Source organism: Streptomyces sp. DT190 (assembly GCF_049846985.1).
In the GTDB taxonomy this organism is placed as follows: domain Bacteria; phylum Actinomycetota; class Actinomycetes; order Streptomycetales; family Streptomycetaceae; genus Streptomyces.
The window spans coordinates 107,685-131,667 of record NZ_JBNCNM010000006.1; the positions used below are offsets into that span (position 1 = coordinate 107,685).

The window sequence follows — 23,983 nt, forward strand, 5'->3', positions numbered from 1 at the left end:
TGACTGGAAGTCTCCCCTGGAATATGCCATCCGGTCGAGTGAATGACTGCTCCGAACGAGGATGGGGGCGAGTAGCGTCGATCACGCCAACCACCAGCACAGGTTGGCGTAAACGCAACTGGCTACGGAGCGAACATGGCAATTCGTCTGGGCGCCACGGAAACGTGGACGACGTCCTCCTACACCAACAACAACGGCGCCTGCGTGATGGTCAGGTCGACCGTCGAAGAGGCCCTGGAGCTCGGGGACACCAAGGTCCCCGAGGGTCCCAAGCTGGCCTTCCCCGCCGACGCGTGGAACGCCTTCGTGGCTTCGGTCAAGATCTGACCGCGAGACCGGCCACGGCACAGGTAACACCGACAGAGCCCTCTCGACCAGCATCGCCGTCCTTGCCGAGAGGGCTCCGCTCGTGCCCGCGGGCTCCCGAGGGATCTCAGTCCACCGGGAACGCGACGTCGCACACCGGGTCCTGGGGCCCGGCCGCCGCCCAGTCCGCGAAGTACAGCTCCCGGCCCGGACCGGTCGCGGTCAGCCCCCGCGCTCCCATCCACTCCTCCACCGCCTCGAAGGCGGCCAGGATCTGCGGATACACCACCTGCGCCTTCGTGATCCTGGTGTAGGCCAGCCGCCCGGCCGGCTCGAGGCGCACGGCCGTCTCCCACGCCCGCCCCCGCCGCTCCACCCAGGCCCGGGCCGCCGCCTCGTCGGCGACCGGCACACACGCCTCCGCCGGGCCGTCGCTCTCCATCGACACCTCGGCGTGGTAGGCGACGTACGGCACCCCGGCCACGCCCCCGCACTCCCGGGCCGCCTCCTCCAGCCGGCCCAGCGCCGCCCCGATCCACGCCGGCAGCTCGTCCGCGAGCGTGTGCCGCTTCTCGGTGATCACCACCTGTGCGGGCATCCGCACCGTCTCGACCGTGAACGTTCCGTACATCCCGGAGCTCCTCCCCGAAAGTCGTCCACGGAGGTACGCGGCGAGCGTCCGCTGCCCCGCCACGCGCGCCTCGACGTCCGCCCAGTACGCGTCGAGCAGCCCCGCCGCCGTCGGCCCGTCGCCCGCGGCGACCACCTCGGCGATCCGGGCCAGGGGCATGTCCAGCTGCCGCAGCATCGCCACGAGCCGGGCGCGTTCCACCTGGGCGGCCCGGTAGTAGCGGTAGCCGGTCGCCTCGTCGACATGCGCCGGGGTCAGCAGGCCCAGCCGGTCGTACAGCCGCAGCGCCTTGGCCGACAGCCGGGCGCGCGCGGCGAACGCCCCGATGGTCAGCAGCTCCCCGTCCGGTACGTCCACCACGGCATCCTCCGTCATCGGGCGGCTGGTCCGCCCGACGAGGAGGACGCTCGGGCCTGCCCCAGGGGCAAGGTCAAGCGGCGGGTACCGCAGCCCGGCCGGGCTGCGGCGGGTGGCTCGGCCCGGCCGGGCCGCGGCGGGTGGCTCAGGCCAGCTGGGCCTCTATCGCCGCCACGACCTCGGCCGACTCCGGCTCGGTCTGCGGCGAGAAGCGGGCGACGACCGAGCCGTCCCGGCCGATCAGGAACTTCTCGAAGTTCCAGCGGATGTCCCCGCTGTGTCCCTCGGCGTCGGCGAAGCCGGTCAGGCGCTCGTACAGCGGGTGCCGGTTCTCCCCGTTGACCTCGACCTTCTCCGTCATCGGGAAGCTCACGCCGTAGGTCGCCGAGCAGAACTCGGCGATCTCCTCGGCGCTGCCCGGCTCCTGGCCGAGGAACTGGTTGCAGGGCACGCCGAGGACGGTGAAGCCGCGCCCGGCGTAGCGCTCCTGGAGCTTCTCCAGGCCGGCGTACTGCGGGGTCAGACCGCACTTGGAGGCGACGTTCACCACCAGCACCGCCGTGCCCGCGTACTGGGACAGGTCGGCGGAGCCGCCTTGAAGGGAGCCGATCTCGACGTCGAGGGGGGAGGAACCGGTGTTCTCAGTAGTCGTCATGGGCGGATGCTAGCCCTGCCGGGTGGCGGGCCCGTTCCGGGCCTCCACCAGGACCTGCCCCGCCGCCGTCCGCGAGTACAGCACCGACCTGCCCGCCCGCCGCCGTTCCACCAGCCCCGCGTCCAGCAGCACCCGCAGATGCCGCCCGACCGAGCCGAGCCCTTGGCCGGTCACGGCCACCAGCTGGCTGGTGCTCAGCGGTGAACCGAGCCGGACCAGCACCCCGGCGCGGGCCGGGCCGAGCAGCGCGGCGAGGCTCGCGGGCACCGGCCTGCCGCCGGGGTCGGCGAGGGCACCGGCGCACGGATAGACCAGCGCGTACCGGTCCGTCCCCTCCCAGGACACCCAGCCGATGCGCTGCGTGGTGATCGGCACGAACACCAGCTCCGCGCCGGAGATCTCGCGCGGCGGGTACTCGTGCGCGTTGACCTGCAGCCGGTTCTCGCCGAGCCACCGCGTCCCCGGCCGCAGCGTGTCCAGCGCGCTCGCCCAGCCGCCCCGGCTGACCTGCGCCGTCCGGGCGACCACGTCGGCTTCGAGGACGCGCCGCCGCCGGGTCCAGTACGGCCGTACGGCCGTGGTCCACACCCAGGTCAGCAGGTCCGCGGCGCGCTCCGGCAGGTCGTCGCGCTCCAGCGCCGCCGGGACCGGGCCGCGCAGCGAGACGGTGAGGTCGGCGCGGGCCCCCGCCGGGCAGGCCGCCCGGACCTGCGCCACCGCCTGCTCGAAGGTCTCCCCGTCGCGCGGGGTGGGGGCGAAGAAGTCGGCCGTCCACTCCGTCCCGATGCCGGCACCGACCAGCAGCGCGGTCACCGGGTCGCGTGCCAGCCGCCGCCGGTAGTCCGGCAGGTGCGTGCCGAGCCAGCGGCGCTCACCGGGGTGCGTGGCCGCGGCCGTGTGCAGCAGCTTCAGGCTCCCGAAGGCCTCGGCGAACGGCGAGATCACGAACCGGCTCCCCGCGAGGGTGTCGGCGTTGATCTGCCACCAGCCCACGGCCTTCTCCTTTCGCGTGTGCGCGAAACAATAACCGCGGCCTCGGAGCCGGACCGAGACTCCGCGCATGCGCAGCTACCGCGATCTGTTCCGCACTCCCGAGTTCACGCCCTTCTTCCTGGCCGCCTCCACGCAGACGGTCGCCCAGACCATGGGCGGACTGGCCCTGGGCACCCTGGTGTACCGGCAGACCGAGTCGCCGCTGCTGTCCGCGGTGAGCATGTTCGGCTCGTCCCTGGTGCAGGTGCTGGGCGCGACGTTCCTGCTCTCGGCGGCCGACCGGCTGCCCCCGCGGGCCGCCCTGACGGCCCTGCCCCTGCTCTTCGCCACGGCCACCGCAGCCCTGGCCCTGCCCGGGCTGCCCGTCTGGTCGCTCCTCGCGATCGTCCTGGCCAGGGGGCTGGCGGAGTCGGTGGGCGGGGGAGTGCGCTGGGGCCTGCTCAACGAGATCCTGCGCAAGGACGGCTATCTGCTGGGCCGCTCGGTCTTCAACATGATGAGCGGCCTGATGCAGATCGCCGGCTACGCCACCGGCGGCGCCCTGGTGGCCCTGCTCTCCCCCCGGCTGTCGCTCCTGGCGGCGGCCGCCCTGTACGTCCTCGCGGCCGCGGTGGTCCGGCTGGGCCTGAGCCGCCGCCCGCCCCGCACCACGGGCCGCCCCTCGGTGGCGGCGACCTGGCGCGCCAACGCCCTGCTGTGGTCGTCCGCGCCGCGTCGCCGGACCTACCTGGCCCTGTGGATCCCCAACGGCCTGGTCGTCGGCTGCGAATCCCTCTACGTCTCCTACGCACCCGCATCCGCCGGCACCCTGTTCGCGTGCGCCGCGCTCGGCATGCTGGCCGGGGACGTGCTGGTCGGCCGCCTGGTCCCGCCCCGGCTCCGCCCCCGCCTCGGCTTCCCCCTCCTGCTGCTCCTGGCCCTCCCCTACGTGCCGTTCCTGCTGCACCCGCCGCTCCCGCTCGCGGCGGCCGCGGTCACGGTGGCCTCGGTCGGCTTCGGCGCGAGCCTGGCGCAGCAGGAGCGGCTGGTGGCCCTGACCCCGGACGACCTGACGGGGCACGCCCTCGGCCTGCACTCGGCGGGAATGCTCACCCTGCAGGGCGTGGCGGCGGCGCTGGCGGGATCCCTGGCCCAACTGACCTCGCCCGCCCGGGCCATGACGGCGATGGCCGCGGTGTCGGCGGGAGTGACCCTGCTGCTGGCGGCGGCGGAGCGACGGGAGGGAGTGCAGCGACGGACGACGGCGGCGAGCCCCTGAGAAGCCCCGCACCGACCGCCCCTGCCGAGGGCCCGTCTACGGCTCCCCGTCCGGCTCGCTCTCCTGCGGAGCCTCGCCCTCGATGAGCCGTTCCGCGATGTCGTCGGCCCACTCCTGCGCCCAGCGGCGCAGCCCGGCCACGGCCCCGGTCTGCAGGCCCTGCGAGGTGAAGGCCCTGTCGTCGAGCCAGTCCGTACCGGTCAACCGGGCCTGCAGATCGGTGAGATCGAAGGTGTCAGCGGCATGGCGGCGGCCGAGCTCCTCCAGTTCGGGGTGGCTCCAGCGGGCCGAGACGGCGTGCACGTCGACCAGGTCGCGGGGGAGCCCGCGGTCGGCCAGGTCCCGCACCCGCGTGCCGGCCAGGTCGTCCAGGGAGAGGGCCGGCCCGAGTTCCGTCGGCACCGGCGGGCGCCACAGCACCTCCTTGCGGACACCGACCCGGCACTCCTCGCCGGTCGCCGCGTCCGTCACGAGGAACTGCGCGGACAGCGGCTCGGTCCCCAGCGTCTGCACGAGCCAGCCGCGCGCCGCCAGACCGGTGCGGACCGCGTCGGCGATCGCCTCCATCCCGGCGGGGTGCTCGGTGGCGACGTCCACGTCCCGCCCGCCCCGCTCCACCAGCCCGTGCGCCAGCACCGCGGACCCGCCGGCGAGGACGAGCGCGTACGCCTCACCCACCGAGAGCAGATCACCGAGAAGCCGGCCGAGCGGCTGGGAGACAGGGGCAGGGGCGGACATGCCCTGATTATCCCCGGGCGGCGGCAGGGGGCCGGAACGACCGCCCCGGACGGGTGAGGCCCGGGGCGCTCACCCACCCGCGACAGCCTGCACCCCACGCCGGCTCGGCGGGCGCCGGCCCTTCCGAGACCCGGCGCTCCCGGCGGCCGGCCGGACGCGGTACGGCACGGCCGCACCGGCGCCGTACGCCTGGACGCGGCGCTCACGCCCTCGCTCGCGAGACCTCGCGCGGTCGGCGGCGCACGGCGGCGCGGCGGCCCGGGGGCCGTCGCGCCTGGTGCGGTGTGCCGGGTGGGCGGCCCTGTCAGCCGGGGGCCACGGCGCGGCCCGTCTGGGGGGAGATCATGCCTGCGCACAGGCCGCGGGCTGCCAGACCCTGGGCGATGCGGGGAACCGCGGCCAGGGTGTTCGCGGACCAGTCGTGCATCAGGATGACCTGCCCGCTCGTGAGGCGGGCCGCGGACTGGACGATCGCGTCGGTGCTCGCGCCGTTCCAGTCCTGCGAGTCGACGTGCCAGATGATCTCGGTCAGGCCGTAGCGGGCCGCGACCGACTTCACGGTCGCGTTGGTCTCGCCGTACGGCGGGCGGAACAGCTTCGGTGTGCCGCCTCCCGCGTTGGCGATCGCCTGCTGGGTCCGGGAGATCTCGGAGTCGATCTGCGCCTGGCCCAGCTGGGTCAGGTGCGGGTGGGTGTAGCTGTGGTTGCCCACCCACATCCCGGCCGCCACCTGGGCCCGGACCAGGGACGGGTTGGCGGCGGCGTACTGGCCCTGGTTGAACATCGTGGCCCGCAGCCCGTTCTGGCGGAGCGCGTCGAGAAGTCTCGTCGTGTTCCCGGACGGGCCGTCGTCGAAGGTGAGTCCGACGTAGCCGTTGCAGGCGGCCGGCCGCGGGGGAGCGGCGGTCGCGGTGGCGGTGAGGGCGGCGGCGGTGGCCGCCATGGCCGTCGCGAGGACGGTCAGCCTCCTGAGCAGGGCGCGCGGTGCGGGGCGCGAGTCCGTCCGCACGGTCATCGCACGGTGATGGTGGAGCTGCCGCTGCTCTGGTAACCCTCGGTCGCCATGATCATGTAGTACTTGAAGTTGCCGAGGGGCATGCCGGCGCGGGCCCAGGCGTCGAAGTGGTTGCCGGCGGTGATGGTGCCGCCCGTGCGCTTCGACTGCCGCACGCTCCAGTACTGGTCGAAGGTGCGCGTGCCCTCGACGGACGGGGCGTTGTACCGCGTCGTCTTGTAGATGTCGTACGTACCGCCGTCGCTGGTGACGGTGCCCTTGTACTGGCCGGTGGGCCGGTACGTGCCCCAGTTGTCGACGATGTAGTACTCGACGAGCGGGTTGGCCGTCCAGCCGTAGAGCGTCAGGTAGGCGTTGCCGGACGGGTTGAAGCTGCCGGAGTACGTCACGGTGCGACGGGCGCCGGTGCTCCAGCCCTTGCCGGCGACGAAGTTCCCGGTGTTCCGCCACGAGGTGCTGTACGTGCCTCCGTTGGACAGCGTCATGGAGACGGTGCCCGGGGCGTCGGTCCAGAACGAGTAGTAATACCCGTTGTTGGTGCCGGTCTGGTTGGTCGTGACCACGGTGTCCGCGTGGGCGGTACTGGCTGCGAAAGTCACCATCAGCAGGGCGCAGACACCGCTGATGAGCAGCCGTAAGCGATTCGAGAGCGTGTTCATGGGGGGCGCTTCCTCCTTCGCCTCATCGGTCATCCGGAGTGTTGGCCTGGCCCTGACAACTGTCAACAGTTTCGGTACTAGTTTCGAAATATTCGTCGGTGGCCGGCTCATGACGGAGGCCCGTACGCGCTGTTCACGCGCCTTCTTGAGCAGGTCTTCTGTCCTGCGGGTGATCGTGTTCGCGAGGATTCGCCCGGAGTGATCCCTTCCGCTAGTCGAATGTTTCGTAGTACTTCCGGATCGCGTGCGAGCGGTTGCCGGAGGCCCGTGGCCCATCCGCTGATGTGGGCGAAGTGCCCTTACCTGTTATTGAATGAGGTGTGCGGTCAGGAATGTCGGGATCATCGTCCTCGTCGCCGTTCGACATGATCAGCAGCGCCCTGGGGAAGTACATCCCGCGCGGCGGAACAGCAGCGTCCGGCGGTTCTGCGGGTCCGCAGGCCGACCGGCCCGCCCGCCCCCTCGTGTCCGCCCCCGGCCGCCAGGAGCAGATCCTCGGCGCGGTCAACCTGGACCGCGACCTGCGCATCACCCGCTGCAACCTGGGCGCCCCCGTCTTCGCCGGGGTGGACCCCGTGATCGGCAGCCCGTTCGTCGATCTGCTGCCCCCGGGCGACGTGCCGACGGTCACCCGGCGGCTGCGGCAGGTCCTCGAGACCGGCGAGCCGCACGTCGCCCGGGTCCAGCGCCTGCGGCGCTCCGACGGGTCGGAGCTGGTGGTCTCCATGAGCATCCTGGCCGCCGCGGCACCCCAGGAGGGCCTGACCGTCTCCCTGATCGCCATGGCCAAAAGGCTCCACCTGTACGCCGCCGAGACCGCGATCGGCACCTCGCTGGACATCGGCGAGACCGCGCAGTCCCTGGCCGAGTCGCTGCTGGCCTGGGGAGAGGTGGCCGCCGTCGACCTCGACTTCGCCGTGTGGACGGGCGAGGCCGTCGCCAAGCAGTCGCAGGGACGCATCCGGCTGCGGCGGGCGGCCCTCGTGCCCGACCGGGCCTGGCCCGACGGCTACGTGACCCCGGGCGAGGACCTCCCCGGCGAGGCGAGCCGCCTGCTGTCCCAGGCGATACGGCGCGACGACGCCGCCCAGGCGATCGTCATACCCGACCGGGACGCCATCGAGCGGGTCCTCGGCAGTCCCCGGCTGGTACGCGCCCTGGTCCCCGGCGACGGCGCGGCCGGCGTGGCGTTCATCCCCCTGGTCCTGGACGGCCCCCCGCCCGTCGTCCTGGGCGTGGCGGAGGTCTGGCGGCGGGCGGACCGGCCCTTCCACGACGGTGAGCTGCTCGACCTGCAGGAACTGGTGGCCAGAACCTCCCACCACGTCGACCTGGCCCGCCAGCACCAGCGCGAACACACCCAGGTCCTGGCCCTGCAGCGCCGGCTGCTGCCCCGGACCGGCGGCGACACCGTCGAGACCGCCAGCGTCTACCAGCCCGCCACCCCCGACAGCGCGGGCGTCGGCGGCGACTGGGTGAACAGTTTCCCGCTGCCCGACGGCCGTACCGCCCTCGTCGTGGGCGACGTCGTCGGACACGGTCTGGGGGCCGCGGCGACCATGGGGCAGCTGAGCATGGAGGCCCGCGCCCTGCTCTCGGCGGGACTGGCCCCCGACGAGGTGCTGGAACACCTGGACGAGACGGTGTCCCTGCTGGACGACGCGGAGTCCGGCCTGGCCGCCGGCTACAGCGCCCTCGGCTCGACCTGCTGCATCGCGGTGTACGACCCGGTCGCCCAGCACGTGGCCCTGTCCAGCGCCGGCCACCTCCCCCCGATCCTGGCGCCCCCGGACGGCCCCGCCGTCCCGCTGGCGGTCCGGCCCCACCCGGGGCTGGGCGCCGAGTTCGCGCTGCGGGAACCGTTCGACGTGCACGCCTTCGCCGCACCCGTCGGCTCCCTGCTCGCCCTCTACACCGACGGCCTGGTCGAGGACCCCGCCCTGTCGATCGACGAGGGCATCGCCAGGCTGGCGGAGGCCGTCTCCGCGGTGCACCCCTGGGACGCCCTGCCGCAGGCCGCCCGGCACGTGGTCGCCACCCTCGCGCCCGCGCGCCGCCGCGACGACGTGACCCTGCTGCTCGCCCGCACGATCGGCTACCGCAAGGGGGACACCGCGACCTGGCGGCTGCCCGCCCGCGACGACGCGGCCGCCCGCGCTCGCGCCCTGGTCGCCACCCTGCTGGCGCGATGGCGCACCCGCGCCGACACCCGGGACCGGGTGGTGCTGGTGGTCGACGAACTGGTCGCCAACGCGGTCCGCTTCGCCGACGGCCCCATCACCGTACGGGTGATCAGAACCGGCCACGGGCTGCTGTGCGAGGTGGGCGACACCGGCAACGGCAGACCGCGACTGGGACGCAACGAACTGTTCGACGACGCCGGCCGCGGCCTGCACGTCGTCCACCGGCTCACCACCCGGTGGGGGGTGCGGTGGACGGACACCGGCAAGGTCGTCTGGGCGGCGGTCGCGAGGTGAGCCGGGGAGCGCGGGCAGGTGACGACGGGGGACCGTCACGGTCACGGCGTGTTCAGGTGACGCCGGAGGCCGCTGTCCCTACGGCGTGGTGACGCCGGAGGCCGCTGCCCCCACGGCATCTGGAGGTGACCCCGTGGGCCGCTGCCCCACGGCATCTGGAGGTGACTCCGGGGACCGCTGTCCCACGGCATCTGGAGGTGACCCCGTGGACCGCCGCCCCACGGCGACTACAGCCACTCGCCTTCCAGCGCGGTGGCCGTGAGCCCCGGCGCGGCCGCGTAGAGCACGGCACGGCTGCCCGGTTCCTGCCCGGCGTCGTGGGCCCTGCGCATGATGTCGAACACGGCGGCGCCCCCGCGGTTGCCGCTGGTGTAGCTCGCCCGGCTGTGGTCCAGCAGCCCCGACGGCCACCCGTCGGGCATCGTCTGCTCCATGTACTCCAGCACCCGCGTCCCGCCGGGGTGCGCGAGCAGGACGTCGGGGTGCCAGGAGTCCGGGTCGTCCTGGTAGCGCAGGCGCAGCCACTCCCACATCGCGGTGACCGTCTCCTGCACGGCACGCGGTCCGCGCCGGTCCATCACGAAGTGCGTGCCGTCCGCCCGCGTCTCCAGGCGGTGCAGGTCCTGCGTACCGGGCAGCGTGTGGTGCCAGGCGGCGTCCAGCCGCAGCACCGACTCGGGCCTCGGGCGGCCCGTGACGACGGCGGCGACGGCGGTGTCGGCGAACAGCAGCCGGACGATCAGGGACTCCAGGGTGTCGTCCGCGGGCTGGTAGGTCGTGCTCAGCGCCTCCGCGATCACCACCAGCACCACCCGGTCGGGGTCGGCGGCCACGAGGTCCGCCGCCAGCGCCAGGGAACGGGTCCCGGCGATGCACGCCCACTGCGTCGCGGGCAGCAGCATGACGTCGCTGCGCAGCGGGAGCCTGTTGGCGAGGGAGACGTCCAGGCCCGGCAGGGCCGGAGTGGTGGAGTGACTCGTGATCAGGCAGTCGACGTCCGACACGTCGAGCCCGGCGATCTGCAGGGCCCCGCGCGCCGCGCGCTCCCCGTACGACTGCACGGCCGCCCAGGCCGGAGCGGTGCGCTCCTGGACGGTCTGCGGGGCGGGTATCGCCTCCAGGGCGGCCAGCACGCGGTCCACGTCCCGCTCGCCGAACCCGTCTTGCGCCAGCGCCTCCCGGGCCTGCCCGGTGCCGCCCGGCCACCGGCCGCTCCCGTCGCCGGGCGCGACGGCCGTCTCCAGCGGCAGCATCCAGCCGCGGGCCTCGATACCCGTACTGGCCGCGATGCCGTCGATCCGCGGCGCCCAGGCGGCGTGCGGGTGCCGGCTGCGCACCTCGTCCACGATCTGGCTGGTCTTCACGGTGTGCTCGCCGTGTATCACGGCAGGGGGGCACAGGTAAGCGGCCATGGTCGGCACCTTTCTGGCGGAGCAGGAGGGGAGCAGGAAGGACGGACGCCGAAGCGGGAAGGAAGCAGAAGAGGAGTGGGCGAAGCACGAACGTCACGAGAGCTGTGGCGTGGGTCACTTCGCCCGCGTCCCATACAAGTTGACGCCGCGGCAGCCCGTTTCGGGCCTCGGCGTCCGAATCGAGCATGGGTGCCAAAAGGACATTTTCGCTGTGAGGTGGGCAACTTGGGCGGACATTCGGTACGTGAGGCCGCCCACACCGCGGACGCGCCGCTCCCGGATGGCCCCGTGAACGCCGAAGACCCCGGACCGTGATGGGTCCGGGGTCCTCAGTCCGACGCGCACTCGCTAGGGGGCTGCCGGGGAATCAGATGAGGGTCGACGTCGTCCTGGCCGGGGGGGAGTTGACGGGACGGACACGGTCGGGGGTCGACGCGGTGGAGCGCATGGCGTGTACGGGTACTCAGCTCGCCCCGCGCGCAGGGCTCTCGGGTGCCTGGCTCGCGGCGCGGCGGTACTCCGCGTTGATGCGCTGAGCCTCCTCCAGCTGGTCCTCGAGGATGATGATGCGGCACGCGGCCTCGATCGGGGTCCCCCGGTCGACGAGCTCGCGGGCGCGCGCGGCGATCCGCAGCTGGTAGCGGGAGTACCGGCGGTGTCCGCCTTCCGAGCGCAGCGGAGTGATCAGCCGGGCCTCGCCGATGGCGCGGAGAAAGGCCGGCGTGGTGCCGAGCATCTCGGCGGCACGGCCCATGGTGTACGCGGGGTAGTCGTCGTCGTCCAGACGATCGCTGAGCGGAGTATCTGCTGCTGCCATGTCACCTCGTAGTCGCAACGCGTCGAGGGGCCCTGGTGCCGTACGGCACCAGGGCCCCGAAGGAAATGAAACACCATCTGTCGGCCCTAATGCTCTGCCGACCTTCTGTTTCCGCTACCCGGTCCGCGTGAGGGAGGGGTGCGGGGATCGCTGCTGCGTGACCGGGAACCACCGTCCATTCCGGGGTCTTGCGGTACCCGGACCGAGAGCATCCCGGACCGGGCGATCCTGATGGCGTCTGCTCCTCCGTCCTCTCCGAACCGATCACTTACGTCCTGCTACCCGCCAGTTCGTGTCTGCCGGGTCTCACTTGACCGTGTCAACACGACTTAGATTAACCACGGCGGATCCGAATGTCTACTCTGGCAAGAGTAGATTTTCTGCGTGGCGGGGCACGGGTCTCAGACACCCGCCCACCGGCGGCGAACCGCCGCGAACCGCCGCGAACCGTCGTGGAAACGACGGACACCGGCGCGGCGACAGGAGACGACGTGCGCGGCGACACGAGACGCCGAGCGGGCGACACGACGACGAGGGCCCTGCTGACGCGCGTCAGCAGGGCCCTCGTCGGGTCCTCGGGGTGGCGGTCGCCCGCCGGGTGTCACACCCGCGCGGGGATCTCCTGGGCGGAGGTCCCCTGCACAGGGGCCGCCTCCGGAGCGGGGGCCTCGCGGGCTGGGTTCTCCTGGGCCTGGGTCTCCGCCGAGACGCCGCCCGACAGCAGCGCCGAAGCGGCCTGGAGCGGGGTGATGGCGGTCACCGGTGCGCTGTCGGGGTGCTCGTGGCAGGTGAAGCCGAGCCGCGTCAGGGCCCGGACGACTTCACCGCTGGTGAAGTCGCGGCGGTCCTGCCGGGTGATGGCCTGGCCCACCTGCTTGACCGGGTAACGGCGACGCCCGATGGTCACGGACTCACCCGTGACGACCTCGGGCGTGACGCCCTTCATCGTGGCCAGCACGCCGTCCTTGGTCAGGTCGAACGGGTACCGGGCGATGACACAGCGCATGATGCCTCACAGGGGAAGGGGAGCGGGGGTGCACAGGGCTCAGGGCTGAGCGGGGGACCCGGCGAGGACGTCCCGCAGCCGGACCCGGTCCGTGTAGGCGGGAGTGCCGCTGAGCACGGCGAGCCGGGCCAGGGTGATCAGGCCCGTGCTCTGGTCGTCCCCGTCGCACAGGACGAGGTGATCGACACCGGCCCCGGCCATCAGGGACAGGGCCACCTCGACCGTCATGTCGTCGCGGACACGGGGTCCGAACACGCCACTGTCGTCGATCACGGCCGTGGGGGTGGATCCCCCCGTGTGGTGCATGGTCTCAACCGGTGTCACAGGTACCTCCTACGCGAGATGGGTCCGGCACCTACGCAGCCGAGCCGAAGCCGGTCCGCCGCTGCGGCCGGCGACGCCCCGCCTCCCCGACGGCACCGCCCCTGCCGCCCTGTCCGCCCTGACCGGCCTGAGCGCCCTGGCCGCCGTAACCGCGGCGCCCGCGACGGCTCCTGGACGAGGAGGACGCCCCGCCGGGACGTTCCACGCGCGGCGTCGTGATGACGACCGGGACACCGGAGGGAGCCTGCGCACCGGTGATACGGCTCAACTCCTCCTCGCCCGACCGCACCTGGGCGACCTGCGGGGTGATGCCCGCCGAGGCCATCAGCCGGGTCATGCCGCGACGCTGGTCGGGTGTCACGAGGGTGACGACACTGCCGGACTCGCCGGCACGGGCCGTACGGCCGCCGCGGTGCAGGTAGTCCTTGTGGTCGCTGGGGGGATCGACGTTGACGACCAGGTCGAGGTTGTCGACGTGGATGCCGCGCGCCGCGACGTTGGTCGCGACCAGCACCGTCACGTGCCCGCTCTTGAACTGGGACAGCGTCCGCGTGCGCTGCGGCTGGGACTTGCCGCCGTGCAGGGCGGCGGCGCGCACACCGCTGCTCAGCAGGTGCTCGGTCAACCGGTCCACGGCGTGCTTGGTGTCGAGGAACATGATCACCCGGCCGTCCCGCGCCGCGATCTCAGTGGTCGTCCGGTGCTTGTCCGCGCCGTGCACGTGCAGGACGTGGTGCTCCATCGTGGTGACCGCGCCCGCCGACGGGTCGACGGAGTGGACCACCGGGTCCGACAGGTAGCGGCGGACCAGCAGGTCGACGTTGCGGTCCAGGGTGGCCGAGAAGAGCATGCGCTGCCCGTCCGGACGCACCTGGTCGAGCAGGGCGGTCACCTGCGGCATGAAGCCCATGTCGGCCATCTGGTCGGCCTCGTCGAGCACGGTGACGGCGACATCGCCCAGCCGGCACTCGCCCCGGTCGATGAGGTCCTTGAGCCGCCCCGGCGTCGCGACGACCACCTCGGCCCCGGCGCGCAGCGCACCGGCCTGCCGGCCGATGGACATGCCGCCGACGACGGTGGCCAGCCGCAGGCTCACGGAACGGGCGTACGGCGTGAGCGCGTCGGTGACCTGCTGGGCCAGTTCACGCGTCGGGACCAGGACGAGCGCGAGCGGCTGCCGCGGCTCGGCACGCCGCCCCGCGGTACGGGCCAGCAGGGCGAGGCCGAAGGCCAGGGTCTTGCCCGACCCGGTGCGGCCACGGCCCAGCACGTCACGCCCGGCCAGGGAGTTCGGCAGGGTCGCCGCCTGGATCGGGAACGGCACGGTCACGCCCTCGTGCCCGAGCGTGGCCAACAGCCGCGCGGGCATGTCCAGTTCGGCGAACGACTCGACGGCGGGCAGCCCGGGGGTGATCGTCTTCGGCGGCGCGAACTCGCCGTGCACGGCACGCCCGGTCTGCCGGCTTCCGTAGCCGCCCTGGGACCGGCGAGGACCACCGCCGGAACGTCCGGCACCACCGCTTCCCCCGAAGCGGTCATAGCTTCGAGACGAGGACGAACGAGACGAGGACGAACGAGATGAGGATGTACGGGCACGCTTCATACGGGCGGGACCTTCCTTGATGGGCGCGTGGCAAGGAATTCCCGCAGCAGAAGAGCGGCGCAGAGAAGTCTCGAGACGAGCCGGGTGTGATGGGGGCGAGTCGGACCGACGGGCTTGTGCCGTCGCCGGTCGTGAAACGGCGGAGAAAAATCGTGCCGCCCCGAACCCTGAAAAAAGCGAGCCGGGGCCCGCACCCCAGAAGGTGCGGGCCCCGGCTGCGAAGTATGCGTCAGCGCCGATGTCAGGCGGGGACGATGTTCTCGGCCGTCGGGCCCTTCTGGCCCTGAGCGATGTCGAAGGACACCTTCTGGCCTTCCAGCAGCTCGCGGAAGCCCTGGGTGGCGATGTTCGAGTAGTGGGCGAAGACGTCGGCGCCGCCGCCGTCCTGCTCGATGAAGCCGAAGCCCTTTTCCGCGTTGAACCACTTCACGGTGCCAGTAGCCATGTCATTTCTCCTTCGGAGGCGGTGTCAGGAAAACGCCGTGTGCGCATTCCGTGTCGCCGTGATGATTACCCCGTAGGAAATGAACCTTCTGGCAACCACACCTGCAACTGAGATCGACAGTAGCACGGTGCGACCGACCGGGCGCGATCATCAATTTCCGCCCACTTCACGGCGCGAGGAATAACTACGAAGCCCCGCCCCAATACCTGCTCTCACGAACACAGATATTGCTCTCCGGGCGGGCGGCGTTACCTGCCCACGCTCCCACGCCCAACGCTGTGACCTCCCCGGACGGACACCACAAGGCCCCGGCCCCCGCCGACCCCACCGAGACCGTCTTACGAGCTCATTTCTCACGATGGCGAGGAAGGTCACATCCCCACCGGCCTCGCGGCCACACGCGCTGCCGACTGCTGAACAGCTGGTGATCAGACCTGGCCGAGGTCGATCTCCGCCGGGAAGGGGGCCACCACCTTGAGGACGCCGGTGAACACGTCTCCCTCGCGGTAGCTTCTCGTCGCCGGGTCGAGGACGTAGGTATAGACGAGAGGAACGCCAGTCGCGGCCTGCTCGATCCGCCAGTAGAAGCCGATGCCGGCTTTGGCGTACTGCTCCACCTTCACGATCCGGTCGGTGGTCTCCGAGCCGGGCGACACCACCTCCGCGACCAGCAGCACGTGCTCAGGGCGGGTGGGGCTGATGTCGATGGTGTCCGCGCGGTAGACGACGACGTCCGGGCGGCGATTGGTGAGCGGGACGTCCTGCAGCCGCACGTCGAAGTCCGTGTCGGCGTTCCACTGCGGGCCCCCAGCGGCATCCAGGGCGTTCGCCAGAATCCGGGCCAGTCGGTTGTGCCGCTTGGACGCACACGGAGTCACGACGACCATTCCGTCCACGATCTCGATGCCGGCGCACCGCTCCTCGGACCAGGAGTCGTACTCCTCCGCCGTGATCTGCTCATGCATCCACGCCGGGGCCACCATCTCGGCCGTCATGAAGCACCTCCCGGACACTGGCTACGGGCCCGATCCCGCTGAGCTCAGCGTACTGTCCCACCCGGCTCGCTACACCGGACGCATCAGCCGCGTCCACGAGTCGCCCGAGGCCGAGCCCTGCCGCGCCGCCGGCTAACCCATGGTCCTGGCGCCGTCCAGGGACTCGCGGATGATGTCGGCGTGGCCGGCGTGCTGCGCGGTCTCGGCGAGGATGTGCATCAGCACCCGGCGGGCCGACCATCGCGCGCCCGGCTCGGACCACGGGGCCTTCGGCAGTGGTTGTGTGGCGCCCAGGTCGGGGAGGCCGGCGACGAGCTCGTCGGTCCGGCGGGCCACTTCGGCGTAATCGAGGAGCACGCCCTCCAGCGTCTCGCCGGGCAGCATCCGGAACTCGTCGGCCCGTCGGGCCCAGTCGTCCTCGGTCATGGCGGTGAAGTCGGGCATCGCCGACGGGCCGTCCAGAATGAACTGCCCCCAGGCTCGCTCGACAGCAGTGACATGTTTGATCAGGCCGCCCAGGCACAGCCGGCTGGCGGTGGTCCGGCGCCCGGCCTGCTCATCGGTGAGGTCACGGGTGGTGAAACGCAGGAAGTCCCGATGCTTGGCCAGGGCCTCCAGCAGGTCCGCGCGCTCGCTGCTGGAGGCCGAGCCGTGGGTGGCCGGTCCGTTGACAGTCGTGGTCTCGCTCATGATCGCTGCCTTCCGTGGTTCGGGTTCCGCCGGTCATGGAAGACGCTAGGGGGCATCTAGGTCAGATGCTGACCTCGATCACGGCACGGGAATGATCGGCGGCGTTGATGTCGGAGGTGGAGACCAACGGCTCCGGACCAGGATCGGGCCGAGACCCCTTTCACGAGCCGCGGGTCAAACCGCCGATCCGGGCCTCCAATACGTGCTCAGGCTGCAGAGAACTCCCCTTCGAGACACCTTGGTTGACCGTGGCAGAACCGCTCCACCTGGCCCGACAGCGACACGAACCTCCGGTCTTGGACGGGATGGTGCACGCCGAGCGTGAGAAGCCGCCGAACTGCTGGACGCGACGCCCCGCTTGAAGCACTTGATCCTTTGTCACTCCAGATCAGCATGACCATGGAACGTCTACACCCACGTCGTCCAGGACACGCAGCGCGAAGCCATGAGCCACATGGACCGCCTGCTCAGGAGGCGCCGCATCCGCGAGTGACCGCCCTCGTTGATGTCAGAAGTGGATGTCAAAGGCCCCGGACCATGATCGGTCCGGGGCCTTTCGCCTGGTGCCCCCGGCAGGATTCGAACCTGCGACACCCGCTTTAGGAGAGCGGTGCTCTATCCCCTGAGCTACGAAGGCAGTGGCAGCGGACGCATGGAGCGGCGTGCCTGTGGTCCGGGAGGACCACAGGCGTCAGCGTACCGGATACGGGTCGGGCCGGTGTGGGGTCAGGTCAGGGGGACGGGCGTGAAGCGGCCCGCCGTGTGGAGGTCGGCCTCGATGCGGGTGGCGGTCGCCGTCAGTTCGGGGAGGAGGTCCGTGACGCACTCCCGCAGGGAGTGGCGGCTCGCGTGCATCGCCGCGTTCAGGGCCGCCACCACCCGGCCGGCCCGGTCGCGGACGGGGACCGCCAGGGAGCGGAGGCCTTCTTCCAGTTCCTCGTCGACCAGGGCGTAGCCCTGGGTGTGGACCGTGCTGCCGGGGTCCGCCAGCAGGACCCGGCCCAGGGCCGTCGCGCGGGCCGGCAGGCGTGTGCCCACCGTGATGTTCACGCTCATCACCCGGCCCGTCGCCACCCTCGCCGTGCACTGGATCTCCTCGCCCGACTCCGAGAGCACCGCCAGTGACGTCGACTCGTGGATGCGGGACGTCAGCTCGGCCAGGTGGGGCTGGGCGATCTCCGGCAGGGTGGTGCGGGAGAGGGGTGGGAAGCCGAGGGAGAGGATCCGGGGGGTGAGGGAGAAGGCGCGGTCGGCCGCGGTCACCAGGCCCAGGTGTTCGTAGGTGATCAGGGCCCGGCGGGCCGTCGCCCTGGCCAGGCCCGTCGCCTGGGCCACCTCCGTGAGGGTCAGTTCCGGCCTGCCTTCCCCGAAGGCCGTGAGGACCGTCAGGCCCCGCGCCAGGGACTCGATGAAGTCGCGGCCCAGCTGCAGTTTCGACGCACCCGTCCACAGGGCCAGGTCGGCGGGGCGCGGGCCGGGGTGCGGGGGAGGGGTGCGGTGGAGTTCCCGCTCCATCTCCGCCACCGCCGCGCGCAGCCTCGGCAGGAGCGTCGTCCGCAGGTCGTGGGCCGTGTGGCGGCTGGTGTGGCTGACCACGCTCGCCACGCACGCCACGCCCAGGTCCTCTCCGCGGACGGGGACCGAGATCGCCACCAGGCCCGGTTCGATCAGCTGGTCGTCCAGGGCCCAGCCGTGCACCGACGCCTCCTCGGTGCGGCGGACGAAGTCCTCGTCGTACGCCGGGTCCGCTCCGTGCCTGCGGGGCGGTACGGCCGTGAAGGAGAGGTCCCTCGGATCCGCCGCCCGGCGTGCGCGCCAGCGCTGCCAGTCCGCCGCCGTCCACCGCGTCGCGAACAGCGGGCCCGGCGCCGTGCGTTCGGCGGGGAGCAGGTCGCCGATGCGGAAGCTGAGGGACATCGCGCGGCGGCGGGTCGCCTGGTGGATGAAGCGGATGCCGTCTTGGTCGGCGACGGCCAGGGAGACCGACTCGTCCAGTTCGTCGGCCAGGGCGTCCGCGTACGGGGAGAGCAGGGAGGGCAGGCGCAGGGCGGCCAGGTAGGCGTTGCCCAGCTCCATCAGGCGGGGTGCCAGGAAGACGTCACGGCCGTCGAGGCGGACGTAGTCCATGCGGGCCAGCGTGGCCGTGATGCGGTCGACCGTGGAGCGGGCGAGGCCCGTGGCGCGTTCCAGGGCGCTGAGGCTCAGCGTGCCGCCGGCGTCGGTCAGTTCGCGCAGGACCGCGATGCCGCGGATGAGCGGGGTGACCGCCTCCGCGGGGGTGGAGCGCAGAGTGTCCGCGTCCGCGGGGGTGGAGCGCCCGGTGTCCGAGGGGATGGCGCGCCGGGTGTGCGCGTCCGCTGCCCGCGCGCCCTCTCCGTCGGCCGGTGGGGCCGACCACTCGGGGGGCTCTGGCGTGGGCTTCGCTGGCATCGGTTCTCCGGTGGGCGGTCGGGGCAGGCCCACCGTAATCCGGATCCGGGCCGCCGGCGTCCGAGGGGGTTCAGCGGGGTTTCCCGGTGTCCCTAGCTCCGGCGCGTCGGCTCGTCCCGCGTGACCCGCACCCGGTGATGTCCCTCCCCGTCGGCCTCCGCGACCTCGATCGCGACGCCCCTGCGCGCGTCCCTGAAGGTCTCCCCGGGGACGAAGGGCGCGTCGGACAGCTCCGCGTGGACGTTGGGGGCGCGGGTGCAGCCGCCGCTGTCGGGGCGGGAGTCGTGGACCGTGACCGGGCCCATGCCCGTGTCCACCTCCGCGTCGACCTTGTAGACCAGCACCCCCGGGCGGCACACCGTCTCGTCGTTGCCGCCGCGCGTGCGCACCTCCACGGCGTAACCGGTCCCGGCGTCCAGGGGTACGACGACCAGCTTGGAGCCGCCCGCGCGGGCCAGGGGCGTCAGGGTGTACTCGGTCGTGCCGGACGCGGTCGCGCAGTGCACCTGGGAGGCGTCCAGCCAGCCCAGCTTCCACTTGTGCCAGCCGAGGAAGTCGTTGTTGGTGCCCCAGTCCTCGCTCATGATGTCCCAGTGCCCGACCGCGCCCCCGCCCTCGGCGGTGTACAGGTCGGGCAGGCCGAAGACGTGGCCGTTCTCGTGGGGGAGGACGCGGTAGCCGGTGCGGTGGTAGGAACCGGAGCCGTCGTCCTGGCGCGAGTAGACGAACGAGGCGTTGGCCACGGCGGTGCCGTCGGCCTGGGGGGCCTCGGGGTTGCCGGCGAAGGTGACGGACAGGACCGTGTCCAGGGCGGAGGGGCCGGCGTTCGGGGTGACCAGGACGTTCAGCAGGTCGTAGGCGCCGAAGTCCACCTTCGGGTCGGCCGCCGCGACGAGGTCCTGGACGAGCGTGCGGTACCCGGGCTCGAACGGGGCGCCGCGCTCTATGCCGTACTCGCGGAACGACTTCGGCATCCGCAGCCATCCGGGTATCGGGGTCTCGGGGCGGTAGTCCAGGCGGCCGTAGGAGCTGGTGCGGAACCACTCGGTGGTCTGCGGGAAGAACTCCCGGAAGCGGTCCAGGGCCTTGCCCTCACCGGGGGCGTCCGAGAAGTCGATCATCAGGGTGAGGGCGCGGACGGTGCCGGTGGAGCGGGAGTAGCCCTCGGTGGTCGGGATGCCCTCGGACATCTGGACCTCGCGGGCGCCGCGGATGAGGCAGGGGGCGTGGGCGGAGTGGCGCGACAGGGATATCGGGCCCGCTCCGGCCGCCGTGGTGCCCGGGGCGAGGTGCGCCGTGCCGGCCGAGGTGCTGACCGTGAAGGTCAGCGCGGACACGCAGGCCAGGGCGGCCAGACGGCGCCGGGGTATCCGGTGACCGGGCGAGCCCGGCAGCCCCGGCGTGCCCGGCGTGCCCGGCGTGCCCGGTGGGGCCGAGCGGCTCGGGAAGGGGCTCGGCGGCGAGGAAGGGCTCGGCGGGGGTGGCTGCATGTCGGGCACCTGCAAGGGACCTCCCGCGCCACGGCAGCCTCCGGTCTCCGGCTGCACCCTTGCGATCACCCTGCGTCGCCGGTTGCGGGGACGCGCGTTGGAGGAGACCGATCGTGGGTTTCCCGTGAGTAGCCGCTGCGCGGGGACCGGGGAGTCCGCGCAGGCCAGGGCGGCCGGGGGAACCGGGGCGACCGGGGAGTTCGCGCAGACCGGGGCGGCCGGGGAAACCGGGGCGACCGGGGAGCCCGCGCAGGCCAGGGCGGCCGGGGGAACCGGGGCGACCAGGGAGCCCGCGCAGACCGGGGCGGCCGGGGAGGCCGGTCGAAGCGGCCCGGCCACAGGAGAGTGACCCAGGTCACAGATAAATATCCCGGCAGCGGGAAATACCGGGGACCCACTCCCCGTTTAGCCATGTGTCCGAGCGAAACGGGGACCCCTTCCCCGGATCGCCCGGGCGAAGGACCGCAGGACCCCGGCACCACCCGGTGTCACCCCGGTGCCGCCCGGCACCACCCGGCAGCACACGCCACCACGAACCAGGAGTACGCCGTGCAGACCGCAACCCCCGTACAGCGCAAGGCGCCCCGGCCCCGCGCCGACGCCCTGCGCAACCGGGAGCGGATCGTCACCGCCGCCCGGGAGATGTTCGTCGAACACGGCCCCGAGGTGCCGCTCGACGAGATCGCCCGCCGGGCCGGCGTCGGCAACGCCACGGTGTACCGGAACTTCCCGGACCGCGACGCGCTGGTCCGTGAGGTCGTCTGCTCCGTCATGGACCGTACGGCCGCCGCGGCCGAGCTCGCGCTCGCCGAGAGCGGCGACGCGTTCGAGGCGCTGGAGCGCTTCGTGCACGCCGCCGCCGACGAGCGGATCAGCGCGCTGTGCCCGATGGTCTCCAGCACGTTCGACAAGCACCACCCGGACCTGGAGGCCGCCCGTGAACGGGTCGAGCGGCTGGTCGCGGAGGTCATGGACCGGGCCAGGACGGCCGGGCAGCTCCGCTCCGACGTGGATGTCGGGGACGTCATGATCGCCGTGGCCCAGCTCAGCAGGCCCCCGGCCGGTACGGACTGCTTCCGTGCCGACCGCTTCGTCCACCGTCATCTCCAGCTGTTCCTGGACGGGCTGCGGGCTCCGGCCCGCTCCTCCCTGCCGGGCACGGCCGTGACCCTGGAGGACCTGCGCCGCCCGTGCCCGGGCGACTCCTGACGAACAACTCCTGACCCAACGGCTGTCGGCCGAGCGGCCTGTGACGCAACGGCCGTTCGACCGAACGGCTCCCGACCGGCCGGGCCCGGCCCACCGGAAGCCGCACCATCCGCCCAGACCGATCAGTTCAGCCCGTTCCATCCGTCTAAGAACAGACGACAGTCCCGACGGCCGTCCCCGCAGGCGAGCCGTTCCCTTTCGTCACTTTTTTCCGTCACGAAGTCCCGAAGTGGGTACCTCCATGTCTGAAACAGCCTCCAAGGCCCGCAACCTCGCGGCCGTCCCGGCCGAACCCGATCCCGGCCGCTGGAAAGCGCTGATGTTCATCGCGCTCGCCCAGCTGATGGTCGTGCTCGACGCGACCATCGTGAACATCGCCCTGCCCTCCGCCCAGCAGGACCTCGGCATCTCCGACGGCAACCGGCAATGGGTCGTCACGGCCTACGCCCTCGCCTTCGGCGGTCTGCTGCTGTTCGGCGGACGCATAGCCGACCTGTGGGGCCGCAAGAAGGCCTTCGTCGTCGGTCTGGGCGGTTTCGCCGCGGCCTCCGCGCTCGGCGGCGCGGCCACCAACGAGGCGATGATGTTCGGCGCCCGCGCCCTCCAGGGTGCGTTCGGCGCCCTGCTCGCGCCCGCCGCGCTCTCCCTGCTGGCCGTGATGTTCACCGACGCCAAGGAGCGCGCCAAGGCGTTCGGCATCTACGGCGCGATCGCCGGTGGCGGCGGCGCCGTCGGCCTGATCCTGGGCGGCTTCCTCACCGAGTACCTGGACTGGCGCTGGACGTTCTTCGTGAACATCCCGTTCGCCATCGTCGCCGCGGCCGGTGCCTACTTCGTCATCCGTGAGCCCGAGGGCGGCCGCAACCGCTCCCCGCTCGACATCCCCGGCGTGGTCCTGTCCACCCTCGGCCTGGTCGCCCTGGTCTACGGCTTCACCCGCGCCGAGTCGGACGGCTGGGGCGACGCGGTGACCGTCGGCATGTTCGTCGCCTCGGCGGTGCTGCTGCTGGCCTTCGTGGTCGTCGAGTCCAGGGTCAAGGCGCCGCTGCTGCCACTGCGCGTGGTGACCGAGCGCAACCGCGGGGGCATCTACCTCTCCCTCGGTCTCGCGATCATCGCGATGTTCGGCCTGTTCCTCTTCCTGACGTACTACCTGCAGATCGTGAAGGGCTACTCGCCGGTCAAGACAGGTTTCGCCTTCCTGCCGATGATCGCGGGCATGATCACGGGCTCCACCCAGATCGGCACCCGTCTGATGACCCGGGTCGCCCCGCGCCTGCTGATGGGCCCCGGCTTCCTGGTCGCCGCGCTCGGCATGCTGCTGCTGACGCAGCTGGAGATCGGCTCCTCGTACGCGGCCCTGCTGCTGCCCGCGATGCTGCTGCTCGGCCTCGGCATGGGTACGGCGTTCATGCCGGCCATGTCGCTGGCCACCCAGGGCGTCGAGCCGCGGGACTCCGGTGTCGCCTCCGCGATGGTCAACACCTCGCAGCAGGTGGGCGGCGCGATCGGCACGGCCCTGCTGAACACCATCGCCGCCTCGGCGACGACCTCCTACATCGCCGACCACATCGCGGGGGCGACCAGCCGGTCCCAGCAGCAGCTGGTCCAGCTGGAGGGCCAGGTGCAGGGCTACACCAGCGCCATCTGGTTCGCCGTCGGCATCCTCGTGGTGGCCGCGGCGATCGCCCTGACCCTCGTCAACGCCGGCCGTCCGGACATGAGCCCGGTGACCGGTTCCGACGAGGGCGCGGTGGACGAGGTGCAGATCCCGGTCGTCGCCCACTGACGGCGGCGCCCGCCCCTTCGGGCCCTCCTTGGGCACTTCGGGCCATCCGTGGGTGCGGGGAAGGGGACGCCCCGCTCCCACGGAATCCAGGACCTGCCCCGGCTCAGCGGAGCCAGGGCAGGTCCGCACCCGCTTCGGCCGGCTGAAGTCCCTCGGCGATGATCCGCATGATCTCGCCGAGGGACTTCTGCTGTTGCGGGGAGAGCCGGTCGAAGACCGCCTGGCGCACGGCCTCCACGTGGCCGGGCGCGGTCCGGCGCAGCACCTCGTAGCCCTCGTCCGTCAGCACGGCGAACTGGCCCCGCTTGTCGTCGGGGCAGTCCTCGCGGCGGACCCAGCCGTTCTTCTCCAGGCGCGCGATCGCGTGCGAGAGCCGGGATCGGGTGATCTTCGCGAGCATCGCCAGCTCGGTCATCCGCAGCCGCCGCCGCGGCGCCTCGGCGAGCTTGACCAGGAGGCCGTAGTAGACGTGCGGCATGCCCGCGTCGCGCTGGAGCTGACGGTCGAGATGGTCGTCGAGGAGGGTGACGCCCTCCATGAACGAACGCCAGACGCGCTGTTCCTCGTCGGTGAGCCAGCGCGGTTCCTGGGGCTCCGCGGTGGAGCCGGTTGCCGGTGCGGATGCGGGTGCCTTCATGCGTTCCACTCTACGCGGATCCTTCTTGAACTTTAAACAAATGGCCC

The 23,983-nt window shown here is 72.2% G+C and carries 21 protein-coding genes, 1 tRNA gene and 1 pseudogene; 5 read left to right on the plus strand and 18 right to left on the minus strand.

Annotated elements, in window-relative coordinates; translation table 11 throughout:
• Positions 1 to 135: 135 nt before the first annotated feature.
• Positions 136 to 327, plus strand: coding sequence for a DUF397 domain-containing protein (locus tag ACPXCS_RS13515; protein WP_425946968.1), 192 nt, complete (start codon positions 136 to 138; stop codon positions 325 to 327).
• Positions 328 to 433: 106 nt separating this feature from the next.
• Here ACPXCS_RS13515 and ACPXCS_RS13520 read toward each other — a convergent pair whose 3' ends face one another.
• From ACPXCS_RS13520 to ACPXCS_RS13530, 3 genes are all read right to left on the minus strand, one after another.
• On the minus strand, positions 434 to 1,312 hold the full coding sequence (locus ACPXCS_RS13520; RefSeq protein WP_425946967.1) for a MerR family transcriptional regulator: 879 nt from the start codon (positions 1,310 to 1,312) through the stop codon (positions 434 to 436).
• Positions 1,313 to 1,439: 127 nt separating this feature from the next.
• Entirely contained in the window at positions 1,440 to 1,949 is a 510-nt protein-coding gene (locus ACPXCS_RS13525) for a glutathione peroxidase (protein WP_425946966.1), read from the minus strand.
• 9 nt (positions 1,950 to 1,958) lie between these two features.
• Positions 1,959 to 2,942: an ArsR/SmtB family transcription factor gene (locus ACPXCS_RS13530; RefSeq protein WP_425946965.1), complete on the minus strand. Its 984-nt coding sequence runs from the start codon at positions 2,940 to 2,942 to the stop codon at positions 1,959 to 1,961.
• A 67-nt stretch (positions 2,943 to 3,009) separates the two neighbouring features.
• Here ACPXCS_RS13530 and ACPXCS_RS13535 point away from each other — a divergent pair, with 67 nt between their 5' ends.
• Positions 3,010 to 4,200, plus strand: a complete 1,191-nt coding sequence (locus ACPXCS_RS13535; RefSeq protein ID WP_425946964.1) for an MFS transporter — start codon at positions 3,010 to 3,012, stop codon at positions 4,198 to 4,200.
• Positions 4,201 to 4,236: 36 nt separating this feature from the next.
• Here ACPXCS_RS13535 and ACPXCS_RS13540 read toward each other — a convergent pair whose 3' ends face one another.
• From ACPXCS_RS13540 to ACPXCS_RS13550, 3 genes are all read right to left on the minus strand, one after another.
• Positions 4,237 to 4,938 (minus strand): nucleotidyl transferase AbiEii/AbiGii toxin family protein, encoded by a 702-nt coding sequence (locus ACPXCS_RS13540; RefSeq protein ID WP_425946963.1) that lies wholly within the window; start codon positions 4,936 to 4,938, stop codon positions 4,237 to 4,239.
• A 304-nt stretch (positions 4,939 to 5,242) separates the two neighbouring features.
• Positions 5,243 to 5,953 carry a polysaccharide deacetylase family protein gene (locus tag ACPXCS_RS13545; protein WP_425946962.1) on the minus strand — a complete coding sequence of 237 codons (711 nt, stop codon included), beginning with the start codon at positions 5,951 to 5,953 and terminating at the stop codon, positions 5,243 to 5,245.
• Positions 5,950 to 6,612 (minus strand): glycoside hydrolase family 11 protein, encoded by a 663-nt coding sequence (locus tag ACPXCS_RS13550; RefSeq protein WP_425946961.1) that lies wholly within the window; start codon positions 6,610 to 6,612, stop codon positions 5,950 to 5,952. Before ACPXCS_RS13550 ends, ACPXCS_RS13545 begins: the two co-directional genes overlap by 4 nt.
• A gap of 332 nt (positions 6,613 to 6,944) precedes the next feature.
• On the opposite strand from ACPXCS_RS13550, the gene ACPXCS_RS13555 reads away from it, so the two are divergent.
• Positions 6,945 to 9,089, plus strand: coding sequence for a SpoIIE family protein phosphatase (locus ACPXCS_RS13555; protein ID WP_425946960.1), 2,145 nt, complete (start codon positions 6,945 to 6,947; stop codon positions 9,087 to 9,089).
• Positions 9,090 to 9,316: 227 nt separating this feature from the next.
• Here ACPXCS_RS13555 and ACPXCS_RS13560 read toward each other — a convergent pair whose 3' ends face one another.
• The 11 genes and pseudogenes from ACPXCS_RS13560 to ACPXCS_RS13610 form a co-directional block, all read right to left on the minus strand.
• Complete coding sequence (locus ACPXCS_RS13560) at positions 9,317 to 10,501, minus strand: type III polyketide synthase (protein WP_425946959.1); 1,185 nt, start codon at positions 10,499 to 10,501, stop codon at positions 9,317 to 9,319.
• A gap of 463 nt (positions 10,502 to 10,964) precedes the next feature.
• Complete coding sequence (locus ACPXCS_RS13565) at positions 10,965 to 11,318, minus strand: helix-turn-helix domain-containing protein (RefSeq protein WP_425946958.1); 354 nt, start codon at positions 11,316 to 11,318, stop codon at positions 10,965 to 10,967.
• Between the two features lie 703 nt (positions 11,319 to 12,021).
• Positions 12,022 to 12,324, minus strand: a pseudogene (locus tag ACPXCS_RS13570) (SCO5918 family protein); the annotation flags it as partial.
• Between the two features lie 39 nt (positions 12,325 to 12,363).
• Positions 12,364 to 12,597: a CBS domain-containing protein gene (locus ACPXCS_RS13575; RefSeq protein WP_425946957.1), complete on the minus strand. Its 234-nt coding sequence runs from the start codon at positions 12,595 to 12,597 to the stop codon at positions 12,364 to 12,366.
• 82 nt (positions 12,598 to 12,679) lie between these two features.
• Positions 12,680 to 14,251: a DEAD/DEAH box helicase gene (locus ACPXCS_RS13580; RefSeq protein ID WP_425946956.1), complete on the minus strand. Its 1,572-nt coding sequence runs from the start codon at positions 14,249 to 14,251 to the stop codon at positions 12,680 to 12,682.
• A 241-nt stretch (positions 14,252 to 14,492) separates the two neighbouring features.
• The gene (locus ACPXCS_RS13585; RefSeq protein ID WP_028799214.1) at positions 14,493 to 14,696 is read right to left on the minus strand and encodes a cold-shock protein; all 204 of its coding nucleotides are present in this window, start codon (positions 14,694 to 14,696) and stop codon (positions 14,493 to 14,495) included.
• Positions 14,697 to 15,124: 428 nt separating this feature from the next.
• Positions 15,125 to 15,691 (minus strand): Uma2 family endonuclease, encoded by a 567-nt coding sequence (locus tag ACPXCS_RS13590; RefSeq protein WP_425946955.1) that lies wholly within the window; start codon positions 15,689 to 15,691, stop codon positions 15,125 to 15,127.
• Positions 15,692 to 15,823: 132 nt separating this feature from the next.
• On the minus strand, positions 15,824 to 16,381 hold the full coding sequence (locus tag ACPXCS_RS13595) for a DinB family protein (RefSeq protein WP_425946954.1): 558 nt from the start codon (positions 16,379 to 16,381) through the stop codon (positions 15,824 to 15,826).
• Positions 16,382 to 16,942: 561 nt separating this feature from the next.
• Positions 16,943 to 17,018, minus strand: a tRNA-Arg gene (locus ACPXCS_RS13600).
• 89 nt (positions 17,019 to 17,107) lie between these two features.
• Positions 17,108 to 18,811: an IclR family transcriptional regulator domain-containing protein gene (locus ACPXCS_RS13605; protein ID WP_425946953.1), complete on the minus strand. Its 1,704-nt coding sequence runs from the start codon at positions 18,809 to 18,811 to the stop codon at positions 17,108 to 17,110.
• Between the two features lie 92 nt (positions 18,812 to 18,903).
• The gene (locus ACPXCS_RS13610) at positions 18,904 to 20,301 is read right to left on the minus strand and encodes a M6 family metalloprotease domain-containing protein (protein WP_425946952.1); all 1,398 of its coding nucleotides are present in this window, start codon (positions 20,299 to 20,301) and stop codon (positions 18,904 to 18,906) included.
• Positions 20,302 to 20,850: 549 nt separating this feature from the next.
• Between ACPXCS_RS13610 and ACPXCS_RS13615 the strand changes: the two genes are divergently transcribed.
• Together ACPXCS_RS13615 and ACPXCS_RS13620 are read left to right on the plus strand one after the other, a co-directional pair.
• Positions 20,851 to 21,510 (plus strand): TetR/AcrR family transcriptional regulator, encoded by a 660-nt coding sequence (locus ACPXCS_RS13615; protein ID WP_425946951.1) that lies wholly within the window; start codon positions 20,851 to 20,853, stop codon positions 21,508 to 21,510.
• Between the two features lie 241 nt (positions 21,511 to 21,751).
• Entirely contained in the window at positions 21,752 to 23,299 is a 1,548-nt protein-coding gene (locus ACPXCS_RS13620) for an MFS transporter (RefSeq protein ID WP_425946950.1), read from the plus strand.
• Positions 23,300 to 23,402: 103 nt separating this feature from the next.
• Here the strand turns inward: ACPXCS_RS13620 and ACPXCS_RS13625 are convergent, their stop codons facing one another.
• Complete coding sequence (locus tag ACPXCS_RS13625; protein ID WP_425946949.1) at positions 23,403 to 23,936, minus strand: MarR family winged helix-turn-helix transcriptional regulator; 534 nt, start codon at positions 23,934 to 23,936, stop codon at positions 23,403 to 23,405.
• Between the last annotated feature and the right edge of the window lie 47 nt (positions 23,937 to 23,983).

What these genes read in the sequence shown, in the direction of transcription:
- ACPXCS_RS13515 (WP_425946968.1), top strand. Translation starts at nt 136, where the DNA reads ATGGCAATTCGTCTGGGCGCCACGGAAACGTGGACGACGTCCTCCTAC.
- ACPXCS_RS13520 (WP_425946967.1), bottom strand. Translation starts at nt 1,312, where the DNA reads ATGACGGAGGATGCCGTGGTGGACGTACCGGACGGGGAGCTGCTGACC.
- ACPXCS_RS13525 (WP_425946966.1), bottom strand. Translation starts at nt 1,949, where the DNA reads ATGACGACTACTGAGAACACCGGTTCCTCCCCCCTCGACGTCGAGATC.
- ACPXCS_RS13535 (WP_425946964.1), top strand. Translation starts at nt 3,010, where the DNA reads ATGCGCAGCTACCGCGATCTGTTCCGCACTCCCGAGTTCACGCCCTTC.
- ACPXCS_RS13540 (WP_425946963.1), bottom strand. Translation starts at nt 4,938, where the DNA reads ATGTCCGCCCCTGCCCCTGTCTCCCAGCCGCTCGGCCGGCTTCTCGGT.
- ACPXCS_RS13545 (WP_425946962.1), bottom strand. Translation starts at nt 5,953, where the DNA reads ATGACCGTGCGGACGGACTCGCGCCCCGCACCGCGCGCCCTGCTCAGG.
- ACPXCS_RS13550 (WP_425946961.1), bottom strand. Translation starts at nt 6,612, where the DNA reads ATGAACACGCTCTCGAATCGCTTACGGCTGCTCATCAGCGGTGTCTGC.
- ACPXCS_RS13555 (WP_425946960.1), top strand. Translation starts at nt 6,945, where the DNA reads ATGTCGGGATCATCGTCCTCGTCGCCGTTCGACATGATCAGCAGCGCC.
- ACPXCS_RS13560 (WP_425946959.1), bottom strand. Translation starts at nt 10,501, where the DNA reads ATGGCCGCTTACCTGTGCCCCCCTGCCGTGATACACGGCGAGCACACC.
- ACPXCS_RS13565 (WP_425946958.1), bottom strand. Translation starts at nt 11,318, where the DNA reads ATGGCAGCAGCAGATACTCCGCTCAGCGATCGTCTGGACGACGACGAC.
- ACPXCS_RS13580 (WP_425946956.1), bottom strand. Translation starts at nt 14,251, where the DNA reads ATGAAGCGTGCCCGTACATCCTCATCTCGTTCGTCCTCGTCTCGTTCG.
- ACPXCS_RS13585 (WP_028799214.1), bottom strand. Translation starts at nt 14,696, where the DNA reads ATGGCTACTGGCACCGTGAAGTGGTTCAACGCGGAAAAGGGCTTCGGC.
- ACPXCS_RS13590 (WP_425946955.1), bottom strand. Translation starts at nt 15,691, where the DNA reads ATGACGGCCGAGATGGTGGCCCCGGCGTGGATGCATGAGCAGATCACG.
- ACPXCS_RS13595 (WP_425946954.1), bottom strand. Translation starts at nt 16,381, where the DNA reads ATGAGCGAGACCACGACTGTCAACGGACCGGCCACCCACGGCTCGGCC.
- ACPXCS_RS13605 (WP_425946953.1), bottom strand. Translation starts at nt 18,811, where the DNA reads ATGCCAGCGAAGCCCACGCCAGAGCCCCCCGAGTGGTCGGCCCCACCG.
- ACPXCS_RS13610 (WP_425946952.1), bottom strand. Translation starts at nt 20,301, where the DNA reads ATGCAGCCACCCCCGCCGAGCCCTTCCTCGCCGCCGAGCCCCTTCCCG.
- ACPXCS_RS13620 (WP_425946950.1), top strand. Translation starts at nt 21,752, where the DNA reads ATGTCTGAAACAGCCTCCAAGGCCCGCAACCTCGCGGCCGTCCCGGCC.
- ACPXCS_RS13625 (WP_425946949.1), bottom strand. Translation starts at nt 23,936, where the DNA reads ATGAAGGCACCCGCATCCGCACCGGCAACCGGCTCCACCGCGGAGCCC.